This window comes from Microbispora sp. KK1-11 (genome assembly GCF_006874435.1).
Classification (GTDB): Bacteria; Actinomycetota; Actinomycetes; order Streptosporangiales; family Streptosporangiaceae; genus Microbispora; species Microbispora catharanthi.
Genome location: NZ_VIRJ01000001.1, coordinates 543,138 through 565,768 on the forward strand (window position 1 = coordinate 543,138; position 22,631 = coordinate 565,768).

Annotated in this window: 27 protein-coding genes; 13 read left to right on the plus strand and 14 right to left on the minus strand. The window is 71.4% G+C overall.

Annotated elements, in window-relative coordinates; all coding sequences use genetic code 11:
• Window positions 1-44: 44 nt before the first annotated feature.
• The 5 genes from FLW16_RS02485 to FLW16_RS02505 all read left to right on the plus strand — a co-directional run bounded on the left by FLW16_RS02485 (window position 45) and on the right by FLW16_RS02505 (window position 4,241).
• Window positions 45-503 carry a MarR family winged helix-turn-helix transcriptional regulator gene (locus FLW16_RS02485; protein ID WP_142557095.1) on the plus strand — a complete coding sequence of 153 codons (459 nt, stop codon included), beginning with the start codon at window positions 45-47 and terminating at the stop codon, window positions 501-503.
• A gap of 947 nt (window positions 504-1,450) precedes the next feature.
• Window positions 1,451-1,585 carry a nuclear transport factor 2 family protein gene (locus FLW16_RS02490; RefSeq protein ID WP_221890845.1) on the plus strand — a complete coding sequence of 45 codons (135 nt, stop codon included), beginning with the start codon at window positions 1,451-1,453 and terminating at the stop codon, window positions 1,583-1,585.
• A 57-nt stretch (window positions 1,586-1,642) separates the two neighbouring features.
• Entirely contained in the window at window positions 1,643-2,503 is an 861-nt protein-coding gene (locus FLW16_RS02495) for an LLM class F420-dependent oxidoreductase (protein ID WP_142557097.1), read from the plus strand.
• Window positions 2,504-2,598: 95 nt separating this feature from the next.
• Window positions 2,599-3,015: a YciI family protein gene (locus FLW16_RS02500; RefSeq protein ID WP_142557099.1), complete on the plus strand. Its 417-nt coding sequence runs from the start codon at window positions 2,599-2,601 to the stop codon at window positions 3,013-3,015.
• Window positions 3,015-4,241 carry an RNA polymerase sigma factor gene (locus tag FLW16_RS02505; protein WP_142557101.1) on the plus strand — a complete coding sequence of 409 codons (1,227 nt, stop codon included), beginning with the start codon at window positions 3,015-3,017 and terminating at the stop codon, window positions 4,239-4,241. Before FLW16_RS02500 ends, FLW16_RS02505 begins: the two co-directional genes overlap by 1 nt.
• A gap of 67 nt (window positions 4,242-4,308) precedes the next feature.
• Here the strand turns inward: FLW16_RS02505 and FLW16_RS02510 are convergent, their stop codons facing one another.
• Entirely contained in the window at window positions 4,309-5,328 is a 1,020-nt protein-coding gene (locus FLW16_RS02510) for a hypothetical protein (RefSeq protein WP_142557103.1), read from the minus strand.
• 120 nt (window positions 5,329-5,448) lie between these two features.
• Between FLW16_RS02510 and FLW16_RS02515 the strand changes: the two genes are divergently transcribed.
• The 5 genes from FLW16_RS02515 (at window position 5,449) to FLW16_RS43345 (ending at window position 9,696) form a co-directional block, all read left to right on the plus strand.
• Window positions 5,449-6,513, plus strand: a complete 1,065-nt coding sequence (locus tag FLW16_RS02515; RefSeq protein WP_142557105.1) for a sensor histidine kinase — start codon at window positions 5,449-5,451, stop codon at window positions 6,511-6,513.
• Window positions 6,495-7,124, plus strand: coding sequence for a response regulator transcription factor (locus tag FLW16_RS02520; RefSeq protein ID WP_142557107.1), 630 nt, complete (start codon window positions 6,495-6,497; stop codon window positions 7,122-7,124). Before FLW16_RS02515 ends, FLW16_RS02520 begins: the two co-directional genes overlap by 19 nt.
• A 32-nt stretch (window positions 7,125-7,156) precedes the next feature.
• Window positions 7,157-7,549, plus strand: a complete 393-nt coding sequence (locus FLW16_RS02525; RefSeq protein ID WP_142557109.1) for a hypothetical protein — start codon at window positions 7,157-7,159, stop codon at window positions 7,547-7,549.
• Window positions 7,550-8,569: 1,020 nt separating this feature from the next.
• Entirely contained in the window at window positions 8,570-9,328 is a 759-nt protein-coding gene (locus FLW16_RS02535) for a DUF5984 family protein (RefSeq protein WP_142557111.1), read from the plus strand.
• A 203-nt stretch (window positions 9,329-9,531) separates the two neighbouring features.
• Window positions 9,532-9,696 (plus strand): hypothetical protein, encoded by a 165-nt coding sequence (locus tag FLW16_RS43345; protein WP_185949204.1) that lies wholly within the window; start codon window positions 9,532-9,534, stop codon window positions 9,694-9,696.
• Between the two features lie 85 nt (window positions 9,697-9,781).
• Here FLW16_RS43345 and FLW16_RS02540 read toward each other — a convergent pair whose 3' ends face one another.
• The 5 genes from FLW16_RS02540 to FLW16_RS02560 all read right to left on the minus strand — a co-directional run bounded on the left by FLW16_RS02540 (window position 9,782) and on the right by FLW16_RS02560 (window position 12,481).
• A complete protein-coding gene (locus FLW16_RS02540) occupies window positions 9,782-10,261 on the minus strand; it encodes a cupin domain-containing protein (protein ID WP_142557113.1) in 480 nt (159 codons plus the stop codon).
• 76 nt (window positions 10,262-10,337) lie between these two features.
• The gene (locus FLW16_RS02545; RefSeq protein WP_142557115.1) at window positions 10,338-10,913 is read right to left on the minus strand and encodes a hypothetical protein; all 576 of its coding nucleotides are present in this window, start codon (window positions 10,911-10,913) and stop codon (window positions 10,338-10,340) included.
• Window positions 10,914-10,996: 83 nt separating this feature from the next.
• Window positions 10,997-11,311, minus strand: coding sequence for a hypothetical protein (locus FLW16_RS02550; protein WP_142557117.1), 315 nt, complete (start codon window positions 11,309-11,311; stop codon window positions 10,997-10,999).
• On the minus strand, window positions 11,253-12,068 hold the full coding sequence (locus FLW16_RS02555) for a hypothetical protein (RefSeq protein ID WP_142557119.1): 816 nt from the start codon (window positions 12,066-12,068) through the stop codon (window positions 11,253-11,255). Before FLW16_RS02555 ends, FLW16_RS02550 begins: the two co-directional genes overlap by 59 nt.
• A gap of 26 nt (window positions 12,069-12,094) precedes the next feature.
• A complete protein-coding gene (locus tag FLW16_RS02560) occupies window positions 12,095-12,481 on the minus strand; it encodes an HGxxPAAW family protein (RefSeq protein ID WP_221890847.1) in 387 nt (128 codons plus the stop codon).
• 66 nt (window positions 12,482-12,547) lie between these two features.
• On the opposite strand from FLW16_RS02560, the gene FLW16_RS02565 reads away from it, so the two are divergent.
• Window positions 12,548-13,063, plus strand: coding sequence for a MarR family transcriptional regulator (locus tag FLW16_RS02565; RefSeq protein WP_142557121.1), 516 nt, complete (start codon window positions 12,548-12,550; stop codon window positions 13,061-13,063).
• Window positions 13,064-13,190: 127 nt separating this feature from the next.
• Here the strand turns inward: FLW16_RS02565 and FLW16_RS02570 are convergent, their stop codons facing one another.
• Both FLW16_RS02570 and FLW16_RS02575 read right to left on the minus strand, forming a co-directional pair.
• Complete coding sequence (locus tag FLW16_RS02570) at window positions 13,191-13,481, minus strand: hypothetical protein (protein ID WP_142557123.1); 291 nt, start codon at window positions 13,479-13,481, stop codon at window positions 13,191-13,193.
• 35 nt (window positions 13,482-13,516) lie between these two features.
• Entirely contained in the window at window positions 13,517-13,969 is a 453-nt protein-coding gene (locus FLW16_RS02575) for a carboxymuconolactone decarboxylase family protein (protein WP_142557125.1), read from the minus strand.
• Window positions 13,970-14,084: 115 nt separating this feature from the next.
• On the opposite strand from FLW16_RS02575, the gene FLW16_RS02580 reads away from it, so the two are divergent.
• The gene (locus FLW16_RS02580; protein WP_221890848.1) at window positions 14,085-16,946 is read left to right on the plus strand and encodes an AfsR/SARP family transcriptional regulator; all 2,862 of its coding nucleotides are present in this window, start codon (window positions 14,085-14,087) and stop codon (window positions 16,944-16,946) included.
• A gap of 55 nt (window positions 16,947-17,001) precedes the next feature.
• Here FLW16_RS02580 and FLW16_RS02585 read toward each other — a convergent pair whose 3' ends face one another.
• The gene (locus tag FLW16_RS02585) at window positions 17,002-17,340 is read right to left on the minus strand and encodes an HPr family phosphocarrier protein (protein ID WP_142557127.1); all 339 of its coding nucleotides are present in this window, start codon (window positions 17,338-17,340) and stop codon (window positions 17,002-17,004) included.
• Window positions 17,324-17,698: a dihydroxyacetone kinase phosphoryl donor subunit DhaM gene (gene dhaM, locus FLW16_RS02590; protein ID WP_142557129.1), complete on the minus strand. Its 375-nt coding sequence runs from the start codon at window positions 17,696-17,698 to the stop codon at window positions 17,324-17,326. Before dhaM ends, FLW16_RS02585 begins: the two co-directional genes overlap by 17 nt.
• A gap of 36 nt (window positions 17,699-17,734) precedes the next feature.
• On the opposite strand from dhaM, the gene FLW16_RS02595 reads away from it, so the two are divergent.
• On the plus strand, window positions 17,735-18,508 hold the full coding sequence (locus FLW16_RS02595) for an IclR family transcriptional regulator (RefSeq protein ID WP_142557131.1): 774 nt from the start codon (window positions 17,735-17,737) through the stop codon (window positions 18,506-18,508).
• A 17-nt stretch (window positions 18,509-18,525) separates the two neighbouring features.
• Here FLW16_RS02595 and dhaL read toward each other — a convergent pair whose 3' ends face one another.
• The 4 genes from dhaL to FLW16_RS02615 form a co-directional block, all read right to left on the minus strand.
• The gene (dhaL, locus tag FLW16_RS02600; protein ID WP_142557133.1) at window positions 18,526-19,152 is read right to left on the minus strand and encodes a dihydroxyacetone kinase subunit DhaL; all 627 of its coding nucleotides are present in this window, start codon (window positions 19,150-19,152) and stop codon (window positions 18,526-18,528) included.
• Window positions 19,153-19,180: 28 nt separating this feature from the next.
• Window positions 19,181-20,173, minus strand: a complete 993-nt coding sequence (gene dhaK / locus FLW16_RS02605) for a dihydroxyacetone kinase subunit DhaK (protein WP_142557136.1) — start codon at window positions 20,171-20,173, stop codon at window positions 19,181-19,183.
• The gene (locus tag FLW16_RS02610; protein WP_142557137.1) at window positions 20,170-20,940 is read right to left on the minus strand and encodes an MIP/aquaporin family protein; all 771 of its coding nucleotides are present in this window, start codon (window positions 20,938-20,940) and stop codon (window positions 20,170-20,172) included. The genes dhaK and FLW16_RS02610 overlap by 4 nt, the downstream gene beginning before the upstream one ends.
• 105 nt (window positions 20,941-21,045) lie before the next feature.
• The gene (locus FLW16_RS02615; protein ID WP_142557139.1) at window positions 21,046-22,581 is read right to left on the minus strand and encodes a hypothetical protein; all 1,536 of its coding nucleotides are present in this window, start codon (window positions 22,579-22,581) and stop codon (window positions 21,046-21,048) included.
• Window positions 22,582-22,631 lie beyond the last annotated feature (50 nt).

Consider the following 22,631-nt stretch of genomic DNA (forward strand, 5'->3'; position numbering starts at 1 on the left):
CTAGTTTTCCTAGATACTTGGAACGTAAAGGAGTTCGGGTGGCGATGTCAAGGCGTGCCGATCTCATGGCCCGGTTGCTGGACGCGCTGCGCCGTGCCAATGCGCTGTCGGTCGCGATGAGTCAGGCGGCCGCCGAGCGGATCGGGATCAACACCACTGACCTGCACTGCCTCAACCTGCTCACCAACGGCCCGCTGACCGCCAGCGAGCTGGCCAGGCGTGCGGGCATCACGACCGCGTCCGTCACGGGGGTGATCGATCGACTGGAGACGGTCGGTTACGTGCGGAGAGAACGCGACAGCGTCGATCGCCGCAAGGTCATCGTCACGCTCCAGGTCCAGCAGGCCGCGCAGGACGTCGCTCCCATCTTCAGCCCGTTCGTACGGGCATGGCGAGGCGCGATGGAGGGCTATACCGACGAGCAGCTCGAGCTGATCGCCGGGTTCCTGGACAAGACGGAGGAGGTGTTCCAGACGGAAGTCGGACGCATGCGCGCCGGGTGAGCCCGGACAGACCCCGGCTCATGGGAAGATCCCTGCACGATCGCAGTACTGGTCGGCTCGTCCATGTAGTGGGTGGTGATCAGGACCGTCATCCCGGTGGCCGCGCGTGCTGATCCCGTCCCTTCTCGGCTTGGCTTACAAGCAAGGGTTCGGGTCCGGGAACGCCCCCAGCCTGCGTTGGTGAGTCCTCCATGCGTAAGCTCTGCGCGTGATCGTCCGCTGTGCTCAGATCATCAGTCCCGTGACGGGCGAGGTGGTCGGCGACCATCCCAGTATCCGTATTGGTGCGGAATACCCCGTGCTGGAAGTGCTGGCAGGGAAGGACAGGATGCTGTTCCGCCTCCCGGATCAGGAAGCGTATCCCGATGAGTACGAGTCGCCGACCCTCTGGGCGGCCGACAAGTTCGTAGTGGTGAGCGAGAGGATTCCCGGCTGCTGGACTGCTGAGCTGGTCGCAGACCGCATGACGCGGTGCGATGTGGCGCTCGCAGCCACGTCATCACCGTTGTCCGCACGACTCTGTGGGGGAAATTTTCACCACGGGGACGCCTGGCGGCGGGAGATGGGCGATCGCCATGGCGTGATCGACTTCGCGGAAGCCCCGTGCGCCTTTGACTTCGTACTCGATTCAGTGAGTGCAGTTAACCATCGAACGACTGCCACCACATCGTGGAAAGGCACGGGCTTCGCCCGTACGATCGTCGAAGACCCAGCCCACAATGGTGGTCATCTTCTACAAGAATCAAAAAGCCGGGCTCTTTTGATGTGGGCGGCGCAGCGTCTCACCCAAGGCCGAAAGCGGATTCGCAGCACCGACCTCCAACAATCCATTCCGAACACGGCGTACGACGACGGTTTCCCGGTCGGTTCCGGTCAACGGGACTCCGCCGCCCATACCCGGCGAGGCCTTCTAACCTGCGCAGAAGAACCGGACCGAAAGGGAAGCCGTGGCGCAGCAGCGTTCGGAGTGGTCGGATCAGCAGGAGATTCACGAGGTCGTCCTGCGGTACTGCCGGGGCGTCGACCGGCTCGACATGGATCTGGTGCGCTCGGCGTATCACCCCGACGCGATCGACGCATGACGACCAGGACCCTCTCATCCGACTGCGACAGCGCATCACCTCTTGGGAGGCGGGCTCATGAAAGTCGGTATCAGTTCCCCCATCCTCGCCCTCTCGGGCAACCGCCCCCCTTGGGAGGAGCACGCCGGGGTTCCCGAACTGCTCCAGGTCGCCAAGACCGCCGACCGCCTCGGGTTCGACTTCATGACCTGCCCTGACCACGTCGCCGTGCCGCAGGGCGTCCCCCAGCGCGAGCGCTTCTACGACCCGCTCGCGACGTTCTCGTTCCTCGCGGGGCATACCGAACGGCTGCGCTTCCTGCCGTACGTGCTGGTCCTGCCCTTCTACCACCCGCTTGAGCTGGCCAAGCGCTTTGGAACCCTCGACTACCTCAGCGGCGGCCGGCTGATCCTCGGCCTGGGCGTGGGCAGCCTGCGCGCCGAGTTCGACCTGCTGGGCAGGCCCTTCGACGACCGTGGAGCCCGTGCCGACGACGCACTGCGCGCCCTGCGCGCGTGCCTGTCCACCCGCATCGCCTCCTATGACGGCCCGTACTTCTCGTTCACGGATGTGGTGATCGACCCGCACGCCGTCCAGGACAAGGTCCCGCTATGGGTCGGCGGCCACAGCATGCGCGCCCTGCGCCGCGCGACCAGCCTCGCAGACGGCTGGGCACCCGCCCCCGAAGCGTTCCGCGGCCCGTCGCCGGAGAAGCTGCGCCAGATGCTCGACTCCGTGGAGCTCCCCCCGGACTTCGACGTGGTCTTCACACCCGGCCGGCGCGTCGACGCCCTGAACGCCCCCGACAGGGTCGCCGAACTCCTCGAGACCGCCGCCGGCGCGGGTGCCACCCGCATCAACCTCACCGTGAAGCACGAGTCGCTCGCTCATTATCTGGAGCAGCTCGAAGCCTTCGCCGAACTCGCCTTCTCCGCGTAGGAAAATTCCTCCGGGGCCGTGTCGATCCGCGGGCCGCTCGTTCGACGTGTGGGTGCGAGGGTCGAGAGGCGGCCCAGCCGGAGGAGGAGAACGCGATGCCGAGGTACATGCTGATCATGCGGGGCACCGATGAGTCGAACGCGGCCCTGATGGCCGGGTTCGAGGAGTTGGCGGCCTCGACTCATCAGTACATCGAGGACCTGGTCAAGGCCGGCGTGTTCGTCGCGGCCGAAGGACTGGCCGATGCGGGCCAGGGCGTCGTGGTCGACTTCAGCGGCGAGACCCCGGTGGTCACGGACGGGCCGTACGGAGAGACCAAGGAACTGTTCGGAGGCTACTTCCTGCTCGATGTCGCCTCGAAACAGGAGGCGGTCGAGTGGGCCAAGCGGATCCCGGCGGTCACCGGGTCCAAGATCGAGGTCCGGCGGGTGGCCGGCGACGACGAGATGCCGCTGGACACCGCGGGGTCCGCCGAGGAACGGGCCCGGCGCGAGAGCGACGGCCAGATCTGATGGGTACGGCCGACGTCGAGGCCGTCTGGCGGATCGAGTCGGCGCGGATCGTCGCCGCGCTGACCCGGTTCACCGGCGATTTCGGGCTGGCCGAGGACGCGGCCCAGGAGGCGGTGGCCGAGGCGCTGGTGTCGTGGCCGCTCGAACCTCCGGCGAATCCGGCCGGCTGGCTGATGGCCACGGCCCGGCGGCGGGCCATCGACGTGATCCGCCGCCGGACCGCCCTCCAGGACCGGCACGCCCTGCTGGCGGCCGACCCGGCGGTCGACTCGGCGATCGACGAAGACGTCGACCCCGACAGGATCGACGACGACATCCTGGCGCTGATGTTCATCAGCTGCCACCCGGTGCTCTCCCGCGAGGCCCGGGTGGCGCTGACCCTGCGTGTGGTCGGCGGCCTGTCCAGCGAGGAGATCGCCCGCGCGTTCCTCGTATCCGTGCCGACCGTGCAGGCCCGCATCACCCGGGGCAAGAAGACGATCGCGGCGGCCGGGGTGCCGTTCGAGCTGCCGGCGGCCGGCGAGCGCCGGGAGCGGCTGGGCGGCGTGCTCAGCGTCCTCTACGTGATCTTCACCGAGGGGTCGACGGCCACGTCGGGCGACCGGCTGCTGCGCCCCGACGTCGCGTACGAGGCGATCCGGCTGACCCGCACGCTGGCCGCGCTGCAGCCGGACGAGCCTGAGGTGCACGGCCTGCTGGCGCTGTGCGAGCTGACGGCCGCGCGCTTCCCGGCCCGGACCGGCCCGGACGGTTCGCCGGTCCTGCTGGAGGACCAGGACCGGCGGCGGTGGGACTTCTCGGCGATTCGCCGTGGGCTGGCCGCGCTGGTCAAGGCATCGGCTCGTGGTCTCGGCCCCTACGGCCTGCAGGCCGCGATCGCGGCCGCTCACGCGACGGCGCCCTCGGTCGAGGAGACCGACTGGGATCGGATCGTGGTGCTCTACGAGGCGCTCGGCCGGGTCGCGCCCTCGCCGGTGGTCGAGCTCAACCGGGCCGTCGCCGTGGCCATGGCCTCGGGCCCGGCGCAGGCCCTGGCCATCGTGGACGAGCTGATCGCCTCGGACCGGCTCCCGGGTTCGCATCTGGTTCCGACCGTACGCGGGGAGCTGCTGACACGCCTCGGCCGGCGACCGGAGGCGCGCGCCGAGCTGGAGCTGGCGGCCCGGCTGTGCGCCAACCAGCGGGAACGCTCAGTGCTGCTGCGCAAGGCGGCCGCGCTGGACTGACTTCTCCAGCCCGGCCGGCCGGGATCCGAGCGCGACCCCGTCCGTCGCGGTGATCTGGTAGATCCTCTCAGCGGTCGGCGGAGGGGAGGACGTCCGGTGTCAGGGGTGGATGCGTGTCCCGCTCCGGATGCCTGCGGCGCCGCTGATAGCAGATCGTGGCGGTGGCCAGTGCGGCGCCCCAGATCGGCCAGAAGCACTCCGGCAGCCACGCACCCCATTCGTCCAGTCTGAACCGGCCCGCGATCGACCATCGGATGTAGGTGAGCCCGGCCACCATGATGATGATCGAGACGAACCCGGCCGGGATGACCGCCAGCGACGGTGGCACTCGCCTGCCCCGCAGCCCGGGAATCCAGCGCGGGAAGATCTCGCCCCACCGTTGGGTAAGCCCGAGGGTGAGCACGCCGCCGAACGCCCCGAAGGTCGCCAGATAGGCCCCCAGCAGCCACAGGCCGTCCTCGCCCTCGGCCAGGAACTCCTCGCTCACGCCGAGAGGGATGCCCAGCGCCCACGCCCACCGGGTGGCGCAGTACACCAGGGGAACCGCGACCGCCACGTACACCGCGATGCGCCCGCGCTCCGGAGTGAACCAGCTTCTGCGCTCCTGGCCGCGTCTGTAGGCCAGCGCCGCGGCGGCCAGCAGCAGGCCGCCCAGCACGCACACGAGCTGGTTGAGCACCGGCCAGGGCCAGGCGTCGGCGAAGGTGGCGCCGCCCAGCCCCCAGCCGAAGACGGGGGCGACCAGCAACAGCGGCGTGTAGGCGACGCCCATCATCAGCCGGGAGTCGGGGATCACCAGGACCAGGAACGCGGCGATCGGCCAGGCCGGCCACAACGGCGCACGGCGGGCACTCCTGCGGGTCAGGGCCAGCGCCGTCACCGCGGTGAGCAGCGAAAAGGCGGCGATCCACCAGCCGAAGCGCGGTGTCGTGGCGGCCAGAATCGACAGCGCTCCGTCGAGGTCGGGATCGGAGGCGCCCCAGGGGAAGCCGGGCATGCCCAGGGCCCACGCGGCGCCGAGCACACCGTAGGCCAGCGCCCACAGCGCCGCCGCGTACCCCTGCCGGCCGGAGAGGAATGTTTTCATGGCATCAACCTCCCGGTGCGGCCGGGCGGTGAGCCAGATGCCGTTCGGCACCTTCGCGGGCAGAACCGGTGCCGTTCGGCACTCCTCGGCGCGGCCCAGGAGGCGCGTATCGTCACCCGGGTGACCGTGATGTGGGGTGTCGCCCTGGTGCCGGCGATGGTTGCTGTCGCGGGGGCCGTAACGGGGGTGTCCCGGCCTCGGTTCCGTTCGCGTCTGTCCACGGCGGCGTCGGTTGCGGCGATCGTGTCGCTGGCCGTCACGCTGGCTCAGCCGGCCGGGGTGGCACGGCCGGCGCCCGGCACCGGCGTGCTGGGCATGGTCGAGAGCGTGGCGCTGATGGTGCTCGTCGCCCTGGTCATGCGATATGCGCCGTCTCGGCGGGCCATGGTGTCGGCTCCGATGGCGGGTCTGGCCGCGTCCGTCTGGCTGCTGCGTGTGTTCGCGCCCGTCTCGCCTCTGGAGGGGGTCGGCGCGTGCGCGTTCTGGGGGCTGGGCGCGCTGCTGGCCGCCGCCGTCGGCGGCTACCTGAGGTTCCTCGATGTACGGCAGGAGCGCGCGGTGGCCGACGCTCGTCTGGCCCTGCGACTGCGGCTCGCCGGGGATCTGCACGATTATCTGGCGCACGACATCAGCGAGATGGTTGCGCACGCTCAGGCAGGCCGCGTCGCGGGCGATGCCCGGCAGGCGCTCGAGCGCGTCGAGGGCGCGGGCCAGCGGGCATTGTCCATGCTGGACCGGACGCTGGACATGCTGCACCACGACCGGCCCCTCGCCCCCGGCGGCGACCTGGGCGGCATCCGCGAGGCGGCGGAACGGTTCTCCGCCGCCGGCCCGGCGCGGGTCGACCTGCGCATGGATCCGGCCGCGGCGGCTCCGCCGGACACCGCGGCACTGGCCTACCGGATCGTGATCGAAGGTATGACCAACATCCGGCGGCACGCCCCGCGGGCCAGACGCGTGGACCTGAGCGTCAGCGCCTCGTCCGGCATTCTGGAGGTCACGATGACCAACGACGGCGTGGTCCGCGCCCCGGGCGCCCGCCGTGGCGGCACCGGCCTGCCCGCCCTCGCCGCGCTCGTCCAGGCCCAGGGCGGCGAGTTGGTCGCGGAAACCGTACCGGAGGGGTGGTCGCTGACCGCCCGCCTGCCGCTGGCACAATCCCCGGAGTGGTCACCCGCATCCTGATCGCCGACGACCAGGAAGGCATCCGCAGCGCCTTTCGCCTGATCCTCGACGCCCAGCCCGACATGACCGTGGTGGCAGAGGCCGCCGACGGGCGCACCGCGATCGACACGGCCAGGACGGTCAAGCCTGACGTGGTGCTCGCCGACATCCGCATGCCCGGAACCGACGGCATCGAGGTCACCCGCGCCCTGGCCGGCACCGGGATCCACGTCGTGGTCGTCACCACCTTCGGGCTGGACGAATACGTCCATGCCGCGCTGCGATACGGCGCCGCCGGGTTCATCCTCAAACGCTCCGGCCCCACGCTGCTCATCGAGGCCATCCGGGCCGCGATGAACGGCGATGTGCTCATCAGCCCGCAGCTCACCGTCCGGCTGCTCCGTCAGCGTGAACAGCCACGGGAAACCTCCACGGTGGTTCTCACCGAGAGAGAGGACGAGATCGTGGCCCTGGTCGCGCAGGGCAGGACCAACGCCGAGATCGCCGCGGAGCTCTTCCTGTCCCCGGGCACCGTGAAGAACCACGTCGCCTCCATCCAGCGCAAGGTCGGCGCCGGGAACCGCGTCGCGATCGCCGCGTGGGCGTGGGCGACCGGCAGGGCGGAGCCCTGACGGCATTGAGTGAAATCGATACTGTCACTGGCATGGGACTGCTGTTGGTATTGCGTCCTCCGCAGCCTCGTCCAAAGAGTCTGCGTCGCGCTACCCGGGCGCAACGGCGTGAGCGTCGCCATGCCGACGCCGAGGAGTGGATGACGGCACAGCGGCGGGGTTGGGTGCTGGACGTGGAGGTAGAAGAGCTTCTGCCGCTGGTGGACAGTGCCGGAAGCAGCACACTGCCGGTTCTCGGGCAGCTCGACCCGTGGTCGGACACCGTTCTCGATCGACGCGACCTTCCGCAGCTTGAGGCTGAGGTCGAGCGTCTGGAGGCTGCCGTCGGCGATGACGCACAACGCGAGTTGGTGGCGGCCATACGGAAGCTGCTGATGTGCTGGCACGTAGAGCCCGATCTGATGTTGCACTGCTACGGGGATTGACCGGCACGCGTCGACACGCGCCAGCCGGGGGAGCGCCCAACTGGCCTGCGGCAGTGGAAGTAGGGGCACCGTGCCTCAGCGTCGGCAGGGACCGTCGGCGCGGCCCAGTGCTTCTTGGTGCGGCACCGACCGTCGATTCAAGGCGTCCCGAACCATGCGGAAAGTGCCTCACGCAGCAGGGGCGCAGCGCTGTCTGCGGATTCGTCGATGCCGACCGCTCAGGCGACGTGACCGTCCGGCCGGATCAGCAGTGCGTCGGCCGGAGCGGTGCTCGATCACTTTCAGTGGAAGCAATGGCACCTCGCGGCCAGGTCACCCCCGGCGCGACGGCGTCGGTTACGTGGCTTTCGGCAAGCCATGCGAGTTGCTGAGAGCCACTTGGCCGTCAGCAGGCGCGGCCGGTGCGAGCATCGCGAGAGGCAGAAGCGATCACCGCACCTGGGGGAAGAATGTTCCGGAAACTGATCCTGATAGTGGGCGTGGCCGTAGCGGCGTCACCGGCCGCCGCGGCCACGGCCTGGGCGGGCGAGTCGCCGGCGAATCCACAGGCACGGGCGGCCATCTCCACCCCGCCGGCCGGGCAGTCGTCCGGTGCGTGTAGTCCCGGATCGCCGTGTGCGGCAGTCGACTGTGGACCGGGCCGCGTCTGCGTCCCCTCGCCCAAGCAGTGCTTCACCACACCGTGCCCGCAGTACGACTGCGTGCCCGCGTCCTCGGTCCCCCGCTCGCATCCCCGGCCTGCCTACCCCGGCTCACACCCGGGCCGGCGGTGGCCCCGTGACTCCGAGCACCGACCGGCCTATCCGCGCCACTGGCAAACGGCGGACCGCTCGAAGAGCTCGCCTGTCAGCACTCCTGGTGACCCGGCTCTGAACGTCGGAGGGGTGCTCGAATTCGGGGCGCCGTGAACCCCGTCAGACCGACGGGCACAGCGCGGGCGGCTGAGAGCGGGCGAAACGACGAGCCATCGAGCCGATTAGAACCAGACCTACAGGCCGAAGGGCGAATACCATCGGTCTGGTGATCAGGTTCCGCTTCACGTTGACCCCCTTGGGGAGGGTTGCGCCATGGGGTCATGAGGATCGGAGCCTGCACTGGTTCGGACTGACCGATGGCTGGTATTGGATCGAGCTGGCCGATCACGAGTTGCTGCGCTACTCACCGGACCCACTTCGGCGAACAGATCCCACGCCACAGCGCCCCTACGTCGACTATTTCCTGGCTCGCCTGTGGGAAGACCTCATCGAGATGACACCGGCCGTCCTCGAACCGGTGCCGGCCGATCTCCTCGATTTCGTCGCCGGAGATCCCGGCGTCTGGCGGTCCGTGGACAGTGATGCGGCGTCGACCGCCGCTGTCTGGTGGGACGGACACACCTTGGATCTCGGCTATCTCCGGCAGCCGCCCCGTATCAGGGCTTGGCGTACCGTCAGCGACGATCTCGACGTGGTGACGGTGACCTGGCGGCACGACGATGACGGCGATATCCGGTTCACGGCCCCTCCATCCGGTCGGGTCGTCATTTCCTGCGAGTTGTTCCTCGCCGCCGTCCGGCGATTCGACCATGAACTCATGACCGCCATGGAGCGGAGAATCAGGGCGTTGGAACGGAGCGGGCCACCCAACGGCGTTCACCTTGATCTGAAGCAATTACGCGCCGAGCACGCCGAACGAATGACCTGGCTCGCGCGAGGCCTGCGGCGTGTACCGCGAACCGATTGGACCGCCGTCCGTGCCGGCGCAATGGAGCTTCGCCAGGGGTTGACGGTCCGGGAGTGACCAGGAATCGATGCTCCGTTACGACCCGTCGGCGAGCACGTGCAGGACGCCGGAGTCACTGCCTTCGGGCAGACCGGCTGACGGCTGGTGACGTCATGGCCCTGACGGCGCTGGAACTCAAGCCGCTGATCGCGACCGATGCGTGATCACGCCCACGTCGCGTGAGGAGAAGACAGGATCACGGGTGTCCCGGCGGGACGATCGTGCCCGACTCGCAGCAAGCCCGTGAGTGGTCGGAAGCCCTTGGCATCGATTTCCACGAAGTCCGCTTCGAGACCAGCGGCCACGACATCACACTCGTGTTCTCCGATCTCCAGGTGACCGAGCTTCCGATCGGCTACACACCTTTCACCGTCACCGGATACTGACGCGGGCTGGAAGGCTCAGGCAGGACGGCGACATCCGCGGCGGCCACCGCCGCGGGCGCGCCGACGACGTCGGATCCGCCCGGTTTCAGAGCCAGAAGGTGTCGTGGTGGAGGTAGAACTCCGCCTTCTCCTCTTCACTCATGTCCGCGAGCGTGAGCAGGCCCTCGAAGTATCCCTCTCGCGGCGCGCCGGGCGCGAAGTGCAGCAGCATCGACGCCGGCTCTCCCGACTCGTTCCGGAATGCGTGTACGCCGCCCTCCGGGACGTGCACGAAGTCACCGGGGCCGGTGTCGATCCAGCGCCGTCCGTCGTAGATCCGCACCGTGCCGGTGAGGATGTAGAACGACTCGGAGATCGACCGGTGGAAATGCGCGGCCGGGCCACTGGGCTGCGGTCCCATGTCCCAGCGGTAGAGCCCGAACTGCCCATTGGTCGTCGCACCGGTCGCCAGATAGTGCACCGTGGTTCCGCTCGGGTAGTCGAGCTCGGGCGTGGCGTCCGGGCGCCGGTACGACGCCGTCGGCTCGCCCGCGTCACCGTGGTAGGCCGGTGGTGGATACGTCAATGGTCGTCCTCTCCTCGGGTTCGAGTCGCTCGTCGGGTCGTGGACCGAGCCGTCCGGCGACACGAGCTGGTGAAGGTCAATCGTCGTCGCCCGTGGTGCCGAGTTCTTCGTACGCCTCCCCGCATCGCTCGGTGTCGCCGGGTGCGCACAGCAGCACTCGCACATTGAGATCGACAGTACGCTGACGGCCCGCCGAGGTGTAGGTGATGCGCACACCGTCGGCTCCTGCGGTGGCGTCGCCGGTCTTCGCGTACTGCAGGGCGAGCTCGGTGTGGAGGCTGGTCTCCTCGCAGACGACGGTGACCGCGGGACTGCGGGCGGGGAAGCCGAGCTCGGTCAGCGGCTTCTCGGCGTTGCCGAGCATGGGGCCCGTATGCGGCCGGGACGAGAACGCCTGCACCACGATGTCGTTGTACGGCCTGATCGGCTCGACCCTGGTGATCGTGACGGAACCGGGCCGGTCCAGGCACATGTCCCAGCCACCCAGGGAGTAGGGGCGGTGGGCGACCGTGTCGGGCAGCATGATCTCCGCGTCGGGCCCGTCCGTGCCGGAGCCCCCGTTGACGATCAGGCGTGGGTCGAAAGCCCCGCAGCCGGAGGCCATGGCGGTGACCACGACCATCGGCAGGACCAGGCGGGTGAGAGCACGCATGACGAGACTCGATACCCCCGGGCTTCCGCGGCACGCGCGCCGGCCACCGGCTGAGTCGCGGAACGGCGCGTGGGGGAGGCGAGTCATGGAGCGGGAGTCACGCGGGACGACCACATGCGGGCTTCCTCTTCCGGCAGCACACGGTCGAGGGTGACCGACGGCCGCATCGTCGGATAGGTGCGGCCGATGTTCCAGGTACGCCGGAACGACGGACTGTCGAGGACCACCACACGATGCCCGTCGAGGAGCGGGATGTCGGCGGGGCGCCCGGCGGTGCGGATCGACTCGCCCGTCGTGTCACGCAGGTCGAACCGCGCCACGATCGGCCCGGCCTCGGGCTCAAGAGGCCCGTCCGTGGCCGCCGCGACCCAGGAGGGGTGGGGGATGGTCAGCGGCACGTGCCCGTTCAGGACGTGCGCCAGCAGCGTGGAGAGCTGGAAGTTGTCCCCGATCCCGCCGATCGTCAGCGCGTACGCCCGCCCGGTCGGGCCGGTGGAGGACGATCAGCGGCTCGTCGTCGAGTACGGCGAGGAGCCTCGGCAGGCACCACAGGTCGGGGCGGTCGTCCCCCAGGGCGGCGACCGCCGCGGCGAGTCGCGGGCGCCGGGAGAGATCCGCGCGGATGGCCGCCGACCGCTGGAGCACGGTGGTCGCGGCCGCGCTCCAGTCCTCGGCGATCGCCCAGCCGACGGCCAGGTCGAGGGCGCGAGCGAAAGGCAGGCGACGGCCGAGCCCGAGCCGTCCGGGCAGGCCGAAGGGGCCGGAGAGCACGCGCGCCGCGCCGAGGACCACCTGGTCCTCCGGACCGGGTTCCGGGAGGCACCGGTCGGTGACCGCGCGCCAGGCCCGGGCGAACTCGGCGGAGCGCTCCAGCGCGTCGCACAGTCCCGCGACCACGGGGTCGACCAGCGGGGCGGGGTCGGCTCCGTTCTCGACCATCGCGCCGCCCATCACGGCCAGCCGCGCGCCGAGCCCGGGAGGCAGCCGGTCGAACAGGCCGCACAGGCGGACGAGGGCGGCGTCCGCGGTGGCCGGGTCCGAGTCCTCCGTCCTCTCCCACAGGTCCTGTAGGGTCGCCAGGAAGCCAGGGGCGTCCTGGGTCTCCGCGGCACGGTAGAGGTCGTCGCATCGTTGATCGATCACCTGGTCGAGCACCGCACGATGCTAGGACAGGGCGGAGCTCAGCGGTTGGCGAATACCGACATGTCGGAGAGGGCGGCTTCCGCGTGGACGGCATCGACGCGGGGAGCGCCTCCAGTGCGAGGGTCGTTTCCGCGGCCCGCGAGACGGCAGGCGAGGCAGTCGCCGTGGCCCGCCATCGGGTCCTTCACCCGCCAGTCCCACTGGCCGGGGGGACGGGGGCCGCTGGGCTTGCCCCAGCCCGCCAGGTGCAGGGCCCAGGTGGCCAGACCGCCCAGGACGATGACGCCGATGCCGAGCCAGACGCCGAGGGACGAGGCGGCGCACATCGCCACGCCCACCGTCGTGCAGCCGCACAACGCGACGACGCAGCCGGTCCAGCCCGCGACCGTGTGCCCGAGATCCACGTCGTCGTGCATGCCGCTCATGATTCTCCTCGATGGTGAGATACTTATCTCACGAACTAAACATCTTAGATATTAAGGAGATTGAGGATGGACGGCAAGCCGCGCCCGGAGGCGACACCCGAGCAGGCTCTCGCCGGCATGGATCAGCTGATCGCGCTCAGCCTGGTCGGGCAGCACGACATCGCCCAGCGGCTCGGACTGAACGTCACCGACGTCACCTGCCTGGGCTTCATCCTGGCCGCGGGGGACGACCCGATCAGCGCGGGCGCGCTCGCCGAGCAGGCCGGCCTGACCACGGGGGCGGTGACGGGCGTGCTCAACCGGCTGGAGAAGGCCGGGTACGCGCACCGGCAGCCGGACCCCGAGGACCGCCGCCGCGTGCGCGTCGTCGCCGATCCGGCCGCGGTCGCCACGGCCGCGGCCGTCTACGAACCCTTCTACCGGCGGCTGAACGAGCTGTTCGCCGACTACACGCCCGCGGAGATCGCCGTGCTGTCCGACTGGTTCACACGCGCGGGCGACCTGATGCGGACCTACCTGGAGGAGATCCGGCGCGACCAGCTCGCCGCCATGCCCCGCGCCCGGCGCACGCGGAGCCGTTGAGGCCGCCGCGCCTGTCTATCCGCCGCGGCCTGCCCGCCGCGCCCTGTCTCCCGGGCCGGGCCCGCCGCGCATTCGACCCGGCCGCACCGGGCGGTTCCGCCCGGCCGGCCACCGTGCGTGGGCCGGGTCAGCGCTCGTCGACGACCCGGCCGTTCAGGGCGGTGGCGTCCTTGGTCAGGGCCATGGTCAGCGGCGCCTCCGGGAAGGTGGGCAGGGCGGCGAGCGCGGCGCCCAGCTGCTCCCCGCTCTCCCAGTGCCAGGTGTCGGTGTAGGTGCCGTCCTCGAGCTGGACCAGCACGGTGCGGGTGAGGCCGGGGTGCCCCTCCCTGATGGTCGCGATGAGCGAGGTCCTGCGGGCCAGGAACTCCTCCAGATCGGCCTCGGGGACGGAGTAGCGGTGCGAGCGGACGGCGGACATGTCGGTGTCTCCTTCTGTGCGAGGGGGTGGGGGGCTTACCAGCTGCCGGCGATCTGCCGGACCGGGGCGTTCAGGCGGTTGAAGAGGTTGGTGACGGCGATCATCAGCAGGATCGAGGCCAGCTGCTTCTCGTCGAAGTGATCGGCGGCGTTGTCCCAGACCTCGTCGGAGACGGCGTCGGCGCGGTCGGCCAGCCGGGTCGAGGCCTCCGCCAGCGCCAGCGCGGCCCGCTCGGCGTCGGTGTAGTACGGGGTCTCGCGCCAGGCGCTGACCAGGCCGATGCGCTCGTCGCTCTCGCCGAGCTTGCGCAGGCTCTTCAGGCCGCTGTCGACGCAGGCGCTGCAGCCGTTGATCTGGCTGACCCGCAGGTGGACCAGCTCCAGGAGCTCCTGGGGGAGACCCTGCGACTGAGCGGCCTTCATCAGCTCCATGATCGGCTTCATCGCGGCGGGGATGATCGCGGCGGGGTTCTTCATCCGGGCTTCCATCGTGGTTCCTTCGTATCGGTTCTGCGAGATCCGTCTCGGTTCGTGTGAGATCAGAGTGGCTGCCCGGATTGATACATTCGCTATGCGCGCACGATGCGATCGTGATGGGGGGACGATGCTGCGCTTCACCCTTCTCGGCCCCGTCCAGATGGTCGTCGACGGCGCGCCCCTGACGGGCATCGCCCCACGTCACCGGGCTGTCCTGGCCTACCTCCTGCTCAACGCCGGCCGGGTGATCGGCATCGAGCGGCTGATCGACGCGACGTGGGGCTACGACCGGCCCGACACGGCCCGATCGCAGATCCACGCCTCGATCACCGCGATCCGCAAGGCGCTGCGCGGTGCGGGAGCCGTACGGCTCCTGGAGACGCGCGCCGGCGGCTACGTCGCGCAGCCGGAGCCCGGACAGGTCGACGCGCAGGAGTTCACCGAGCTGGTCGCGGCCGGCGAGCTGCGCAGGGCCCTGGACCTGTGGAGCGGCGAGGCGCTGGAGGACGTGCACGCGCATTACGTCACCGGCGTCCGGGAGCTCTGGAACGACCGGCGGCTGTCGGCGTACGAGCGCCTGGCGGAGGGCGAGCTCGCCGCCGGGCGGCACGGCGATCTGCTCGACGAGCTCGCGGCCCAGGTGGCCGCCAACCCGCTGCGCGAGAAGCTCAACGGCCATCTCGTCCTGGCCCTGCACCGGGCGGGGCGGCAGCCCGACGCCCTGGCCGCCGCGCGCGCCTACCGTACGGCTCTCGCGGACGAACAGGGGCTCGACCCCGGACACGCCTTCACCGAACTGGAGCGGGCGGTCGTGGCGGACGATCCGGCCCTGCGCCTGGCCGACGCGGCGCCGGTGGCTCCGACACCGCCGTCCCGCTCCACCTTCCTGCCCTACGACATTCCCGACTTCTCCGGACGCACGGCCGAACTGGAGCGGCTCGCGGACGAGCACCACAACGACCACAACGGACCGGCGGTCGTCACGATCGACGGCATGGCGGGGATCGGCAAGACCGCTCTCGCCGTCCACGTGGCCCACCGGCTGGCCGCCCGCTATCCGGACGGCCGGCTCTTCATCGACCTGCAGGCCCACACGGCGGGCCGGGAGCCGATCGAAGCCGCCGCGGCGCTGGAGACGCTCCTCCGCCAGCTCGGGGTGCCCGCCGACCGCATCCCGGTCACCCCGGCCGAGCGGAGCGCCCTCTGGCGCGCCGAGCTGGCCGATCGCCGGGTGCTCGCCGTACTGGACAACGCTCTCGACGCCGAGCACGTGCGCCCCCTGCTGCCGGGACGCTCCGGCACCCTCGTCCTGATCACCAGCAGGCGGCGGCTCGTCGACCTGGACGGCGCCCAGGCGTTGTCGGTGGACGTGCTGGGCGAGGCGGACGCCGCCGAGCTGTTCGAGCGGATCGTGGGCGAACGCGCTCACCAGGAGCCGGAGGCCGTACGCGAGGTGCTGCGGCTGTGCGGGCACCTCCCGCTCGCCATCCGGATCTCCGCCGCCCGCCTCCAGCATCGCCCGCGCTGGACCGTGTCCTATCTGGCCGGGCGGCTGCGGGACCATCGCCGGCTCCTGGACGGGGTGTCGGCGGCCTTCGCCCTCTCCTACGAGCAGCTCCACGAGGACGAGCAGCGCATGTTCCGCCTGCTCGGGCTGGTGCCGGGGCGCGACATCGACGTCTGCGGCGCGGCCGCGCTGGCCGGGATCGGCGAGGACGAGGCCGAGGGGCTGCTCGAGGGCCTTCTCGACGCCCACATGCTCCTGCAGCTGGAACCGGGCCGCTACACCTTCCACGACCTGCTCCGCGAGCACGCCCGCTCGCTCGGCGAGGACGACGGCGCCGTCATGCGGCTGCTCACCTACTACCTGCACCGCTCCCGCGCGGCGATGGACCGGCTCTTCCCGTACACCGTCGGCCAGCGGGAGGGCATCCCCCAGCCGGCCGCCCCGATCGCGCCCATCCGCGACGCCGCGGAGGCGATCGCCTGGCTCGACGCCGAACGCTCCAACATCATCGCGACCGCCGTCCACGGACCCGAGATCTGCCTGGGCATGCTGGCCCTGGCGATGCGCCCCTACCTCGACCGGCACGCGCATCACGACGACGCGCTGACGCTGCACACCCTGGCGCTGCGGCGCAGCCGCGCGCTCGGCGATCCCGACGTTCAGGCGCGAGCGCTCACCGACCTGGCGCGGACCTACTGGCGGCTCGGCGAGTACGAGCGGGCGGAGGAGCACGCTCACCAGGCCCTCGACCACTGGGCCCTCGACCACTGGGCCCTCGACCACTGGGCCCTCGACGCGCTCGAGGAGGCCGGCGAACGGGCCCGGGCACTGCTCACCCTGGGAAACGTGGCCCTGCGCCGCGGCCGGGACACCCAGGCGGAGCAGCACCTCAAGCAGGCGCTCGACCTCACCCGCATCGGCGCCGACACCTGGGGCGAGGCCAACGTGCTCGGCATCCTCGCCCTCCTCCTCGACCGGGCCGGCCGTCCCGAGGAGGCCCGGCGCCATCTCGACCTGGCGCTGGCACTCCACCGCAAGGTGGGCGACCCGGCGGGAGAGGCGGCGATCCTCGACCATCTCGGCGTCGTCCTGCGGCGCCAGGGCGAGCTCGCCCAGGCGCGCATCCGCCACGAGCAGGCCGCGGCGGTCTACCGCGCCCTCGGCAACACCGCCGACGAGGCGGCCGCGCTCAACGGGCTGGCCGAGGCGGCGGGCGACCCGGCTCGGGCGGTCGAGGAGCACTCGGCCGCGCTCGCGCTCGCCGACCTGACCCGCAACCGGCCGGAGCGGGCGCGCGCCCACGACGGGCTGGCGCGCGCCCACCTCGCGCTCGGGCACGCGGAGCAGGCGTGTGAGCATGGGCGGCTGGCTCTCGGCCTCTACGGGGAGCTCGGTGTTCCGGAGGCCGAGAAGGTCCGCCACTTCCTGGAGAGCGCAGGAGGGTCCGCGAGGCAGGACCACCCTCAGCCCGTGAGGTCATGACCGCCCCGCCGCAGCACGGCTCCGGCCTCTTCGGAGCGGACTCCCGGCGCGTCCGTCAGCCGCCGAGCACCGCGCTGAGAGCCGTCAGCGCCTCGGCGGCGTCGTCGCCGGTGGCGCGCAGTGTCACGGTCTTCCCGCTCGTGGCGCCCAGGCCCATCAGCGACAGCACGCTGCGCACGTCGACCGAGCGGGAGCCGTACGAGAGGGTGACGGCCGAGGCGAAGGCGGCGGCGGTCTGGGCGAGCGCGCTCGCGGGGCGGGCGTGCAGGTCCTCGGTCAGGACGATCGCGCGCTCGCCGGCGCCGACCCCGGGGGCCGCGGGCCCAGTGCTTGCCGTGGGCCCAGGGCCTGCCGTGGGCCCAGAGTTTGCCGTGGGCTCAGAGCTTACGGACATGCCACGCCTCCTCGGCCGCCGCCAGCACACCGTCCAGTGAGGCCCCGCCGCCCGCCGCGACGACCGCGGAGATGGCGCCCTCCACGAACGGCACGTCGGCTATCACGACGTCACCCGGGGTCTGCAGCAGCCTGGCGGTGAGCACCGAGCTGCCGAGATCGGGGATCAGCACGACGCCGTCCCCCCGGTCCACCTCCTCGATGGCGGCGGTCACCCGGTCGGGGCTGGTGCCGAGACCGCCGTCCTCGGTGCCTCCCGCCGCCGCCAGCGGCACCTGCGCGCCGCCGATCTGCCTGGCCAGCGTGGCCACCTCCGCGGCCAGGCCGCTGCTGTGTGAAATGAGTACGATGCCAACCATTCGTTATTCCTGAAGATCGTTCGGCATAATCGAAAAGTGATCCAGTCGGTGGAGCGCGCCGCGCTCATCCTGAAGGCCCTCGGGTCAGGCACCCCCCGCCTCGGGGTCACCGAGATCGCCGAGCGGGTCGGCCTGGCCAAGCCGACCGTGCACGGGCTGCTGCGCACGCTCGCCGCCTGCGAGCTGGTCGTGCAGGACTCCGACACCGGCAAGTACGCGCTCGGGCCCGCCGTGCTGCAACTCGGAAACGCCTATCTGGAGGGGTCGGAACTGCGGGCCAGGAGCCTGATGTGGGCCGACTCCCTGGCCCAGCGCGTCAACGAGGCCGTCTGGATCGGCACGTTGTCGGGGAGCCGGGTGATCGTGCTCCATCACGTGTTCCGGCCCGACGACGTCGTGCAGATCCTGGAGGTGGGCGCCGCGATCCCGTGGCACGCCTGCGCGCTCGGCCACGCCATCGCCGCCCACGACCCGCGCGGGGACGAGCTGCTGTCGGACGACCTCGCCCCGCTGACCGGGCTCACCAGGACCGGCCGCGACGACCTGGAGCGGGCGCTCGCGGAGGTGCGCCGCCGGGGGTACGCGGTCGAGGACCAGGAGGCGGCGCTGGGGGACGCGGGCGTCGCCGCGCCCGTCTTCTCCCGGGACGGCTCGGTGGCCGGCGCCGTCGCCGTGGTCGGGCCGGTCGAGCGGGTGCTGGACCCGGCGCGGCGCGAGGAGATCGCGCTGGCCGTGCGGGAGACCGCGCGGGCGCTCTCGCGCGACCTCGGCGCGCCCCGCTCCGCCGTGCCCGGCGGCCCGGCCGCCTGACCGGTCCCGGCTCACGGTCATCGGGAGGCGGCCGCCTTCAGCGCGCCGAACAGCAGAGCCGTGGAGGCGGCGCCGGGATCCTCGTGCCCGACGCTGCGCGGCCCCAGGTAGCTGGCCCGCCCCTTGCGCGCCTGCAACGGGACCGTCGCCCTGGCGCCCTGCTCGGCCGCGGCGGCCGCCGCCTCCAGCGCCTCCTCCTGCTTCAGCCCGTCCCGGACGGCCTGGGCCAGCGCCTTCGCGGCCGGGGCGAGGGCGTCGACCATGGTCTTGTCGCCCTCCGCCGCGGCGCCGAGGCGCTGGACGCCGGACAGGGCCGCGTTCAGGCCCGTGCTCAGCTCGGCCGGCGAGATCTCGGCGGCCTCGCCGAACGCCTTGCCCATCTCGCGGAAGGCGGTGCCGTACAGGGGGCCGGAGGCGCCGCCGACCTTGCGGATGAGCGTGGAGCCGACGAGGACGAGGAGCGCGCCGGGGGTCTGCGGGGAGGCGCCGGCCAGCGCCTCCTGCGCGGCGGTGAACCCGCGGTCGAGGTTGGCGCCGTGGTCGGCGTCGCCGATCGCGGCGTCCAGTTGGGTGAGGTGGTCGCGCTGCGCCCGCACGGCGGCGGCGATCTCCTCGATCCAGGCGGCGAAGAACTGGGTGTTCACGAGGGGACTCCAGAGGTTCGGATGGCGGTCAGCGGCCCCAGCGCAGCGCGGGTGTCTCCACCGGCGCGTCCCAGAGCCGGGTGAGCTCGCCGGTCAGCGAGCACGTCGTCACCGAGAAGCCTTGCATGTCGAGGCTGGTCACGTAGTTGCCGACCAGGCTGCGCACGGCCGTCGCGCCCTTCTCCCGCAGGTACGCCTCCACCTCGGCGAAGACGATGTACAGCTCGATGAGCGGTGTTCCGCCCATGCCGTTGACCATGACGAGCGTCTCGCCGGACAGCGGCAGGTCGGCGTCGATCGCGTCCATGGCGGTACGGACGATCTCGCGGGCCTCGCGCATCGGGGCCCGGGTCCGCCCGGGCTCGCCGTGGATGCCGATGCCGAGCTCGATCTCCGTGTCGCCCAGCTCGAAGGTGGGCTTGCCCGCGGCCGGCACGGTGCAGGGCGTCAGCGCCACCCCGAACGAGCGGCTGCGCTCGTTGACCTCCCGGGCGACCCGCGCCACCTCGGCAAGGGGCGCGCCGCTCTCGGCCAGCGCGCCGGCGATCTTCTCGACGAACAGCGTGGCCCCCGTGCCCCGGCGGCCCGCGGTGAACAGGGAGTCCTGCACCGCCACGTCGTCGTTGACGAGCACGGTCGCCACCTCGACGCCCTCGTCGCCGCTGAGCTCGGCGGCCATCTCGAAGTTCAGCACGTCGCCCGTGTAGTTCTTCACGATGTGCAGCACGCCCGCGCCGCCGTCCACGCCCTTGGTGGCCTCGATGATCTGGTCGGGGACGGGGGAGGTGAAGACCTCTCCGGGACAGGCCGCGTCGAGCATGCCGTAGCCGACGAACCCGCCGTGCAGCGGTTCGTGTCCGGAACCGCCGCCGGAGACGAGGCCGACCTTGCCGGGCCGGGGGGCGCCGGCGCGGAAGACGACCTTGTTCTCGAGGTCGACGCGGAGCGAGGGGTGCGCCGCGGCGATGCCGCGCAGCGCGTCGGTGACGACGGAATCGACACTGTTGATGAGCTTCTTCATGATGCGGTCCCTACTGCCGTGGTCGTGCTCTCCAGCTTCGTCCTTCCTCGCGAGGCCGCAAGCGCCGTGTAGGCGAGCGCCCCGAGCAGCCCGCCCGCGAACTCCCCGATGAAGTAGGCCGGCAGCTGGTCCCAGCTCACCACGCCGCCCCAGGCCGCGTTCACGAGGAACGGGCCCGCGTAACGGGCCGGGTTGATCGCGGCCCCGGTCACCGGGCCCACGATGACGATGATCGCGAAGACGATCGAACCGATCGCCATCGGCGCCCACCCGGCGGCGGCCCGCCGGTCGAGCACGCCGAAGACGACGAAGACCAGGATGAACGTGCCGATCGCCTCGATCAGCGTGCCGCGGGCGAAGCCGACCTCGGCGGCGTACGCGGTCATGCCGCCTCCGGCGGCCCTGGCGGCGTCCGCGCCGAGCGTCGCGAGGATCCCGAGCGCGCCGGCGACCGCCCCGGCGACCTGCGCCGCGACGTAGCCCGGCACCTCACGCCAGGGGAATCGGCCGGTCGCGGCGAGGGCGACCGTGACCGCCGGGTTGATGTGGGCGCCGGAGATGTGCCCGATGGCGTACACGGTGCCCACGATGACCAGCATGAACGCGAAGCCGATCACGCCGAGCTGGGCCATGGAGAAGGGAGCGTGGGAGCCGGCGGCGATGACCCCGGTGGCCGCGGCGGACCCGGCGCCGACGTACACGAGGAAGGCGGTGCCGAGGAGTTCTGACAGGAGCTTCTGGAACGTGGAGGGGGGTGAGTCGTTCATGAGACCGTCCAGAGTTTGAACGTCGTTCGATAATGTCGAACGCGGTTTCATAGAAGTTAAATCTGGAGGCCACCCAGGGTCAAGGGCCGCAGGGCTGTGGAGGGCTCAGCGAGTGAGGGAGCGCGGCGGCCGTGCGATCCGGCGGTAGCCGCCTCGGGCCCGGATCGCGAGATGCGCGCCGAGGGCGACGGCCGGACAGCACAGCACGACCGCCAGCAGCACGGCGGTGCCGTAGTCCTCGGGCTGCCCGGCGCTCCAGCCCCGGAACGGCAGGTAGATCGCGGCGAAGGTCAGCGGCGCCGCGACGATCGAGCTCAGTCCCCGCATACGGGAGTACGCGGCGATGACGGCCAGCCCGACGCACCCGCCCATCACGAGGAGCGCCCCCAGGACCGTGAACGGCAACCCGTAGATGCCCGGCGGGCCTTTCACCGCCATGTAGAGGCCCACCCAGGTGCAGAATCCGGCGGCCGCGAAGCCGAGCGGCGACCTCTGCAGGCATCCGGCGAACGCGAGCGCGGCCAGCAGCACGGTGAGCGCGGTGAGGTAGGCCGTCCCCGTCTCCGCCTCGATGCGCTCGCCCGCGTTGGAGAGGGGTGCGGCCGACTGCTCGGACAGGTCGTCGTATCCCCGGAAGCCGAGCCGGTGCCATCGTCCGCTGACGTCGCGCAGCGCCACGCCGTCGCGGCCGTTCGCCACGGCGACGAGGTGTCCCCGGGGCGCCGGCAGGACCGCCACGGCCGTGGACGCCGCGGTGTCGGAGCGGAGAGGGCTGCTCTCGTATCGGCTCCGGTACAGGTAGTGCTGCCGGCCCGGTGAGATTTCCCAGGCCGTCGCCCAGGTGCGCCCTCCGTCGTCGGACTGCTCGACCTTGAGCAGTGGCGGGGCCACTCGGTAACAGCGCCTCGGTTCGCCGGGCACACAAGCTGTCGTGCGCGACGACTTCTCGGACGGCGGGCTGGTCCAGCGGTGCCACGACCGGCCCTGGTCGCTCGTGGCGAGCCCGTCCGGGCCGTAGCCGAGGTACACGACGATCACGGCGTCGTGCGCCTCCACGTGCACGGCGGACGGAGGGATCGGAGCCGCAGCGGTTGCGGTGACCGCGAAAACCGCCGCGGGCAGGGCGACCAGCAGCCGGGCGCGGCGTGCGGAACGGCTGGGACGGGAGGATGGCCGCACGGCGTGCCGCCGGACGATCCAGGCGAGGCCGAGGGCGGGAAGGACGAGCAAATCGGTCGGGTCCGCGACGACTCCGGCGGAGGGGGTGAACAACGCCCAGGCGTCGGCGGCCACGCGCGCTCCGATAGGCGTGGTCTTTACGAGGGCGAAGACCCCGCCGGTCAGCGCGATCGCCGTCAGGGCGGCCCGCCTGTCCGCCTCCCCGCACTCCACTGCGGCGCTCCGCGAGGCGCCGCCACCAGCGCGAGCGACGGTGCGCCGTACGGCGAGGGTCGCGGCGAACGCCAGCATCGGCGGGGCGACCAGCATCCCCGCGACGTCGCTCAGCTTGCCGGTGACCATGCCCGGCCATAGGCGCTTGAGCAGGTGGTCGTTGACGAGGAGCACGGCGATCGCGGCGAGTGTCACGGGATGGCCGAGCCAAGCCGCGGCGGTTCCAGTGCCCCGGGAGCTCACCGCCACCTCGTCTCCTCCGTCTGGCTTCGCCTACGTGGTTTGGACGATCATCGTCG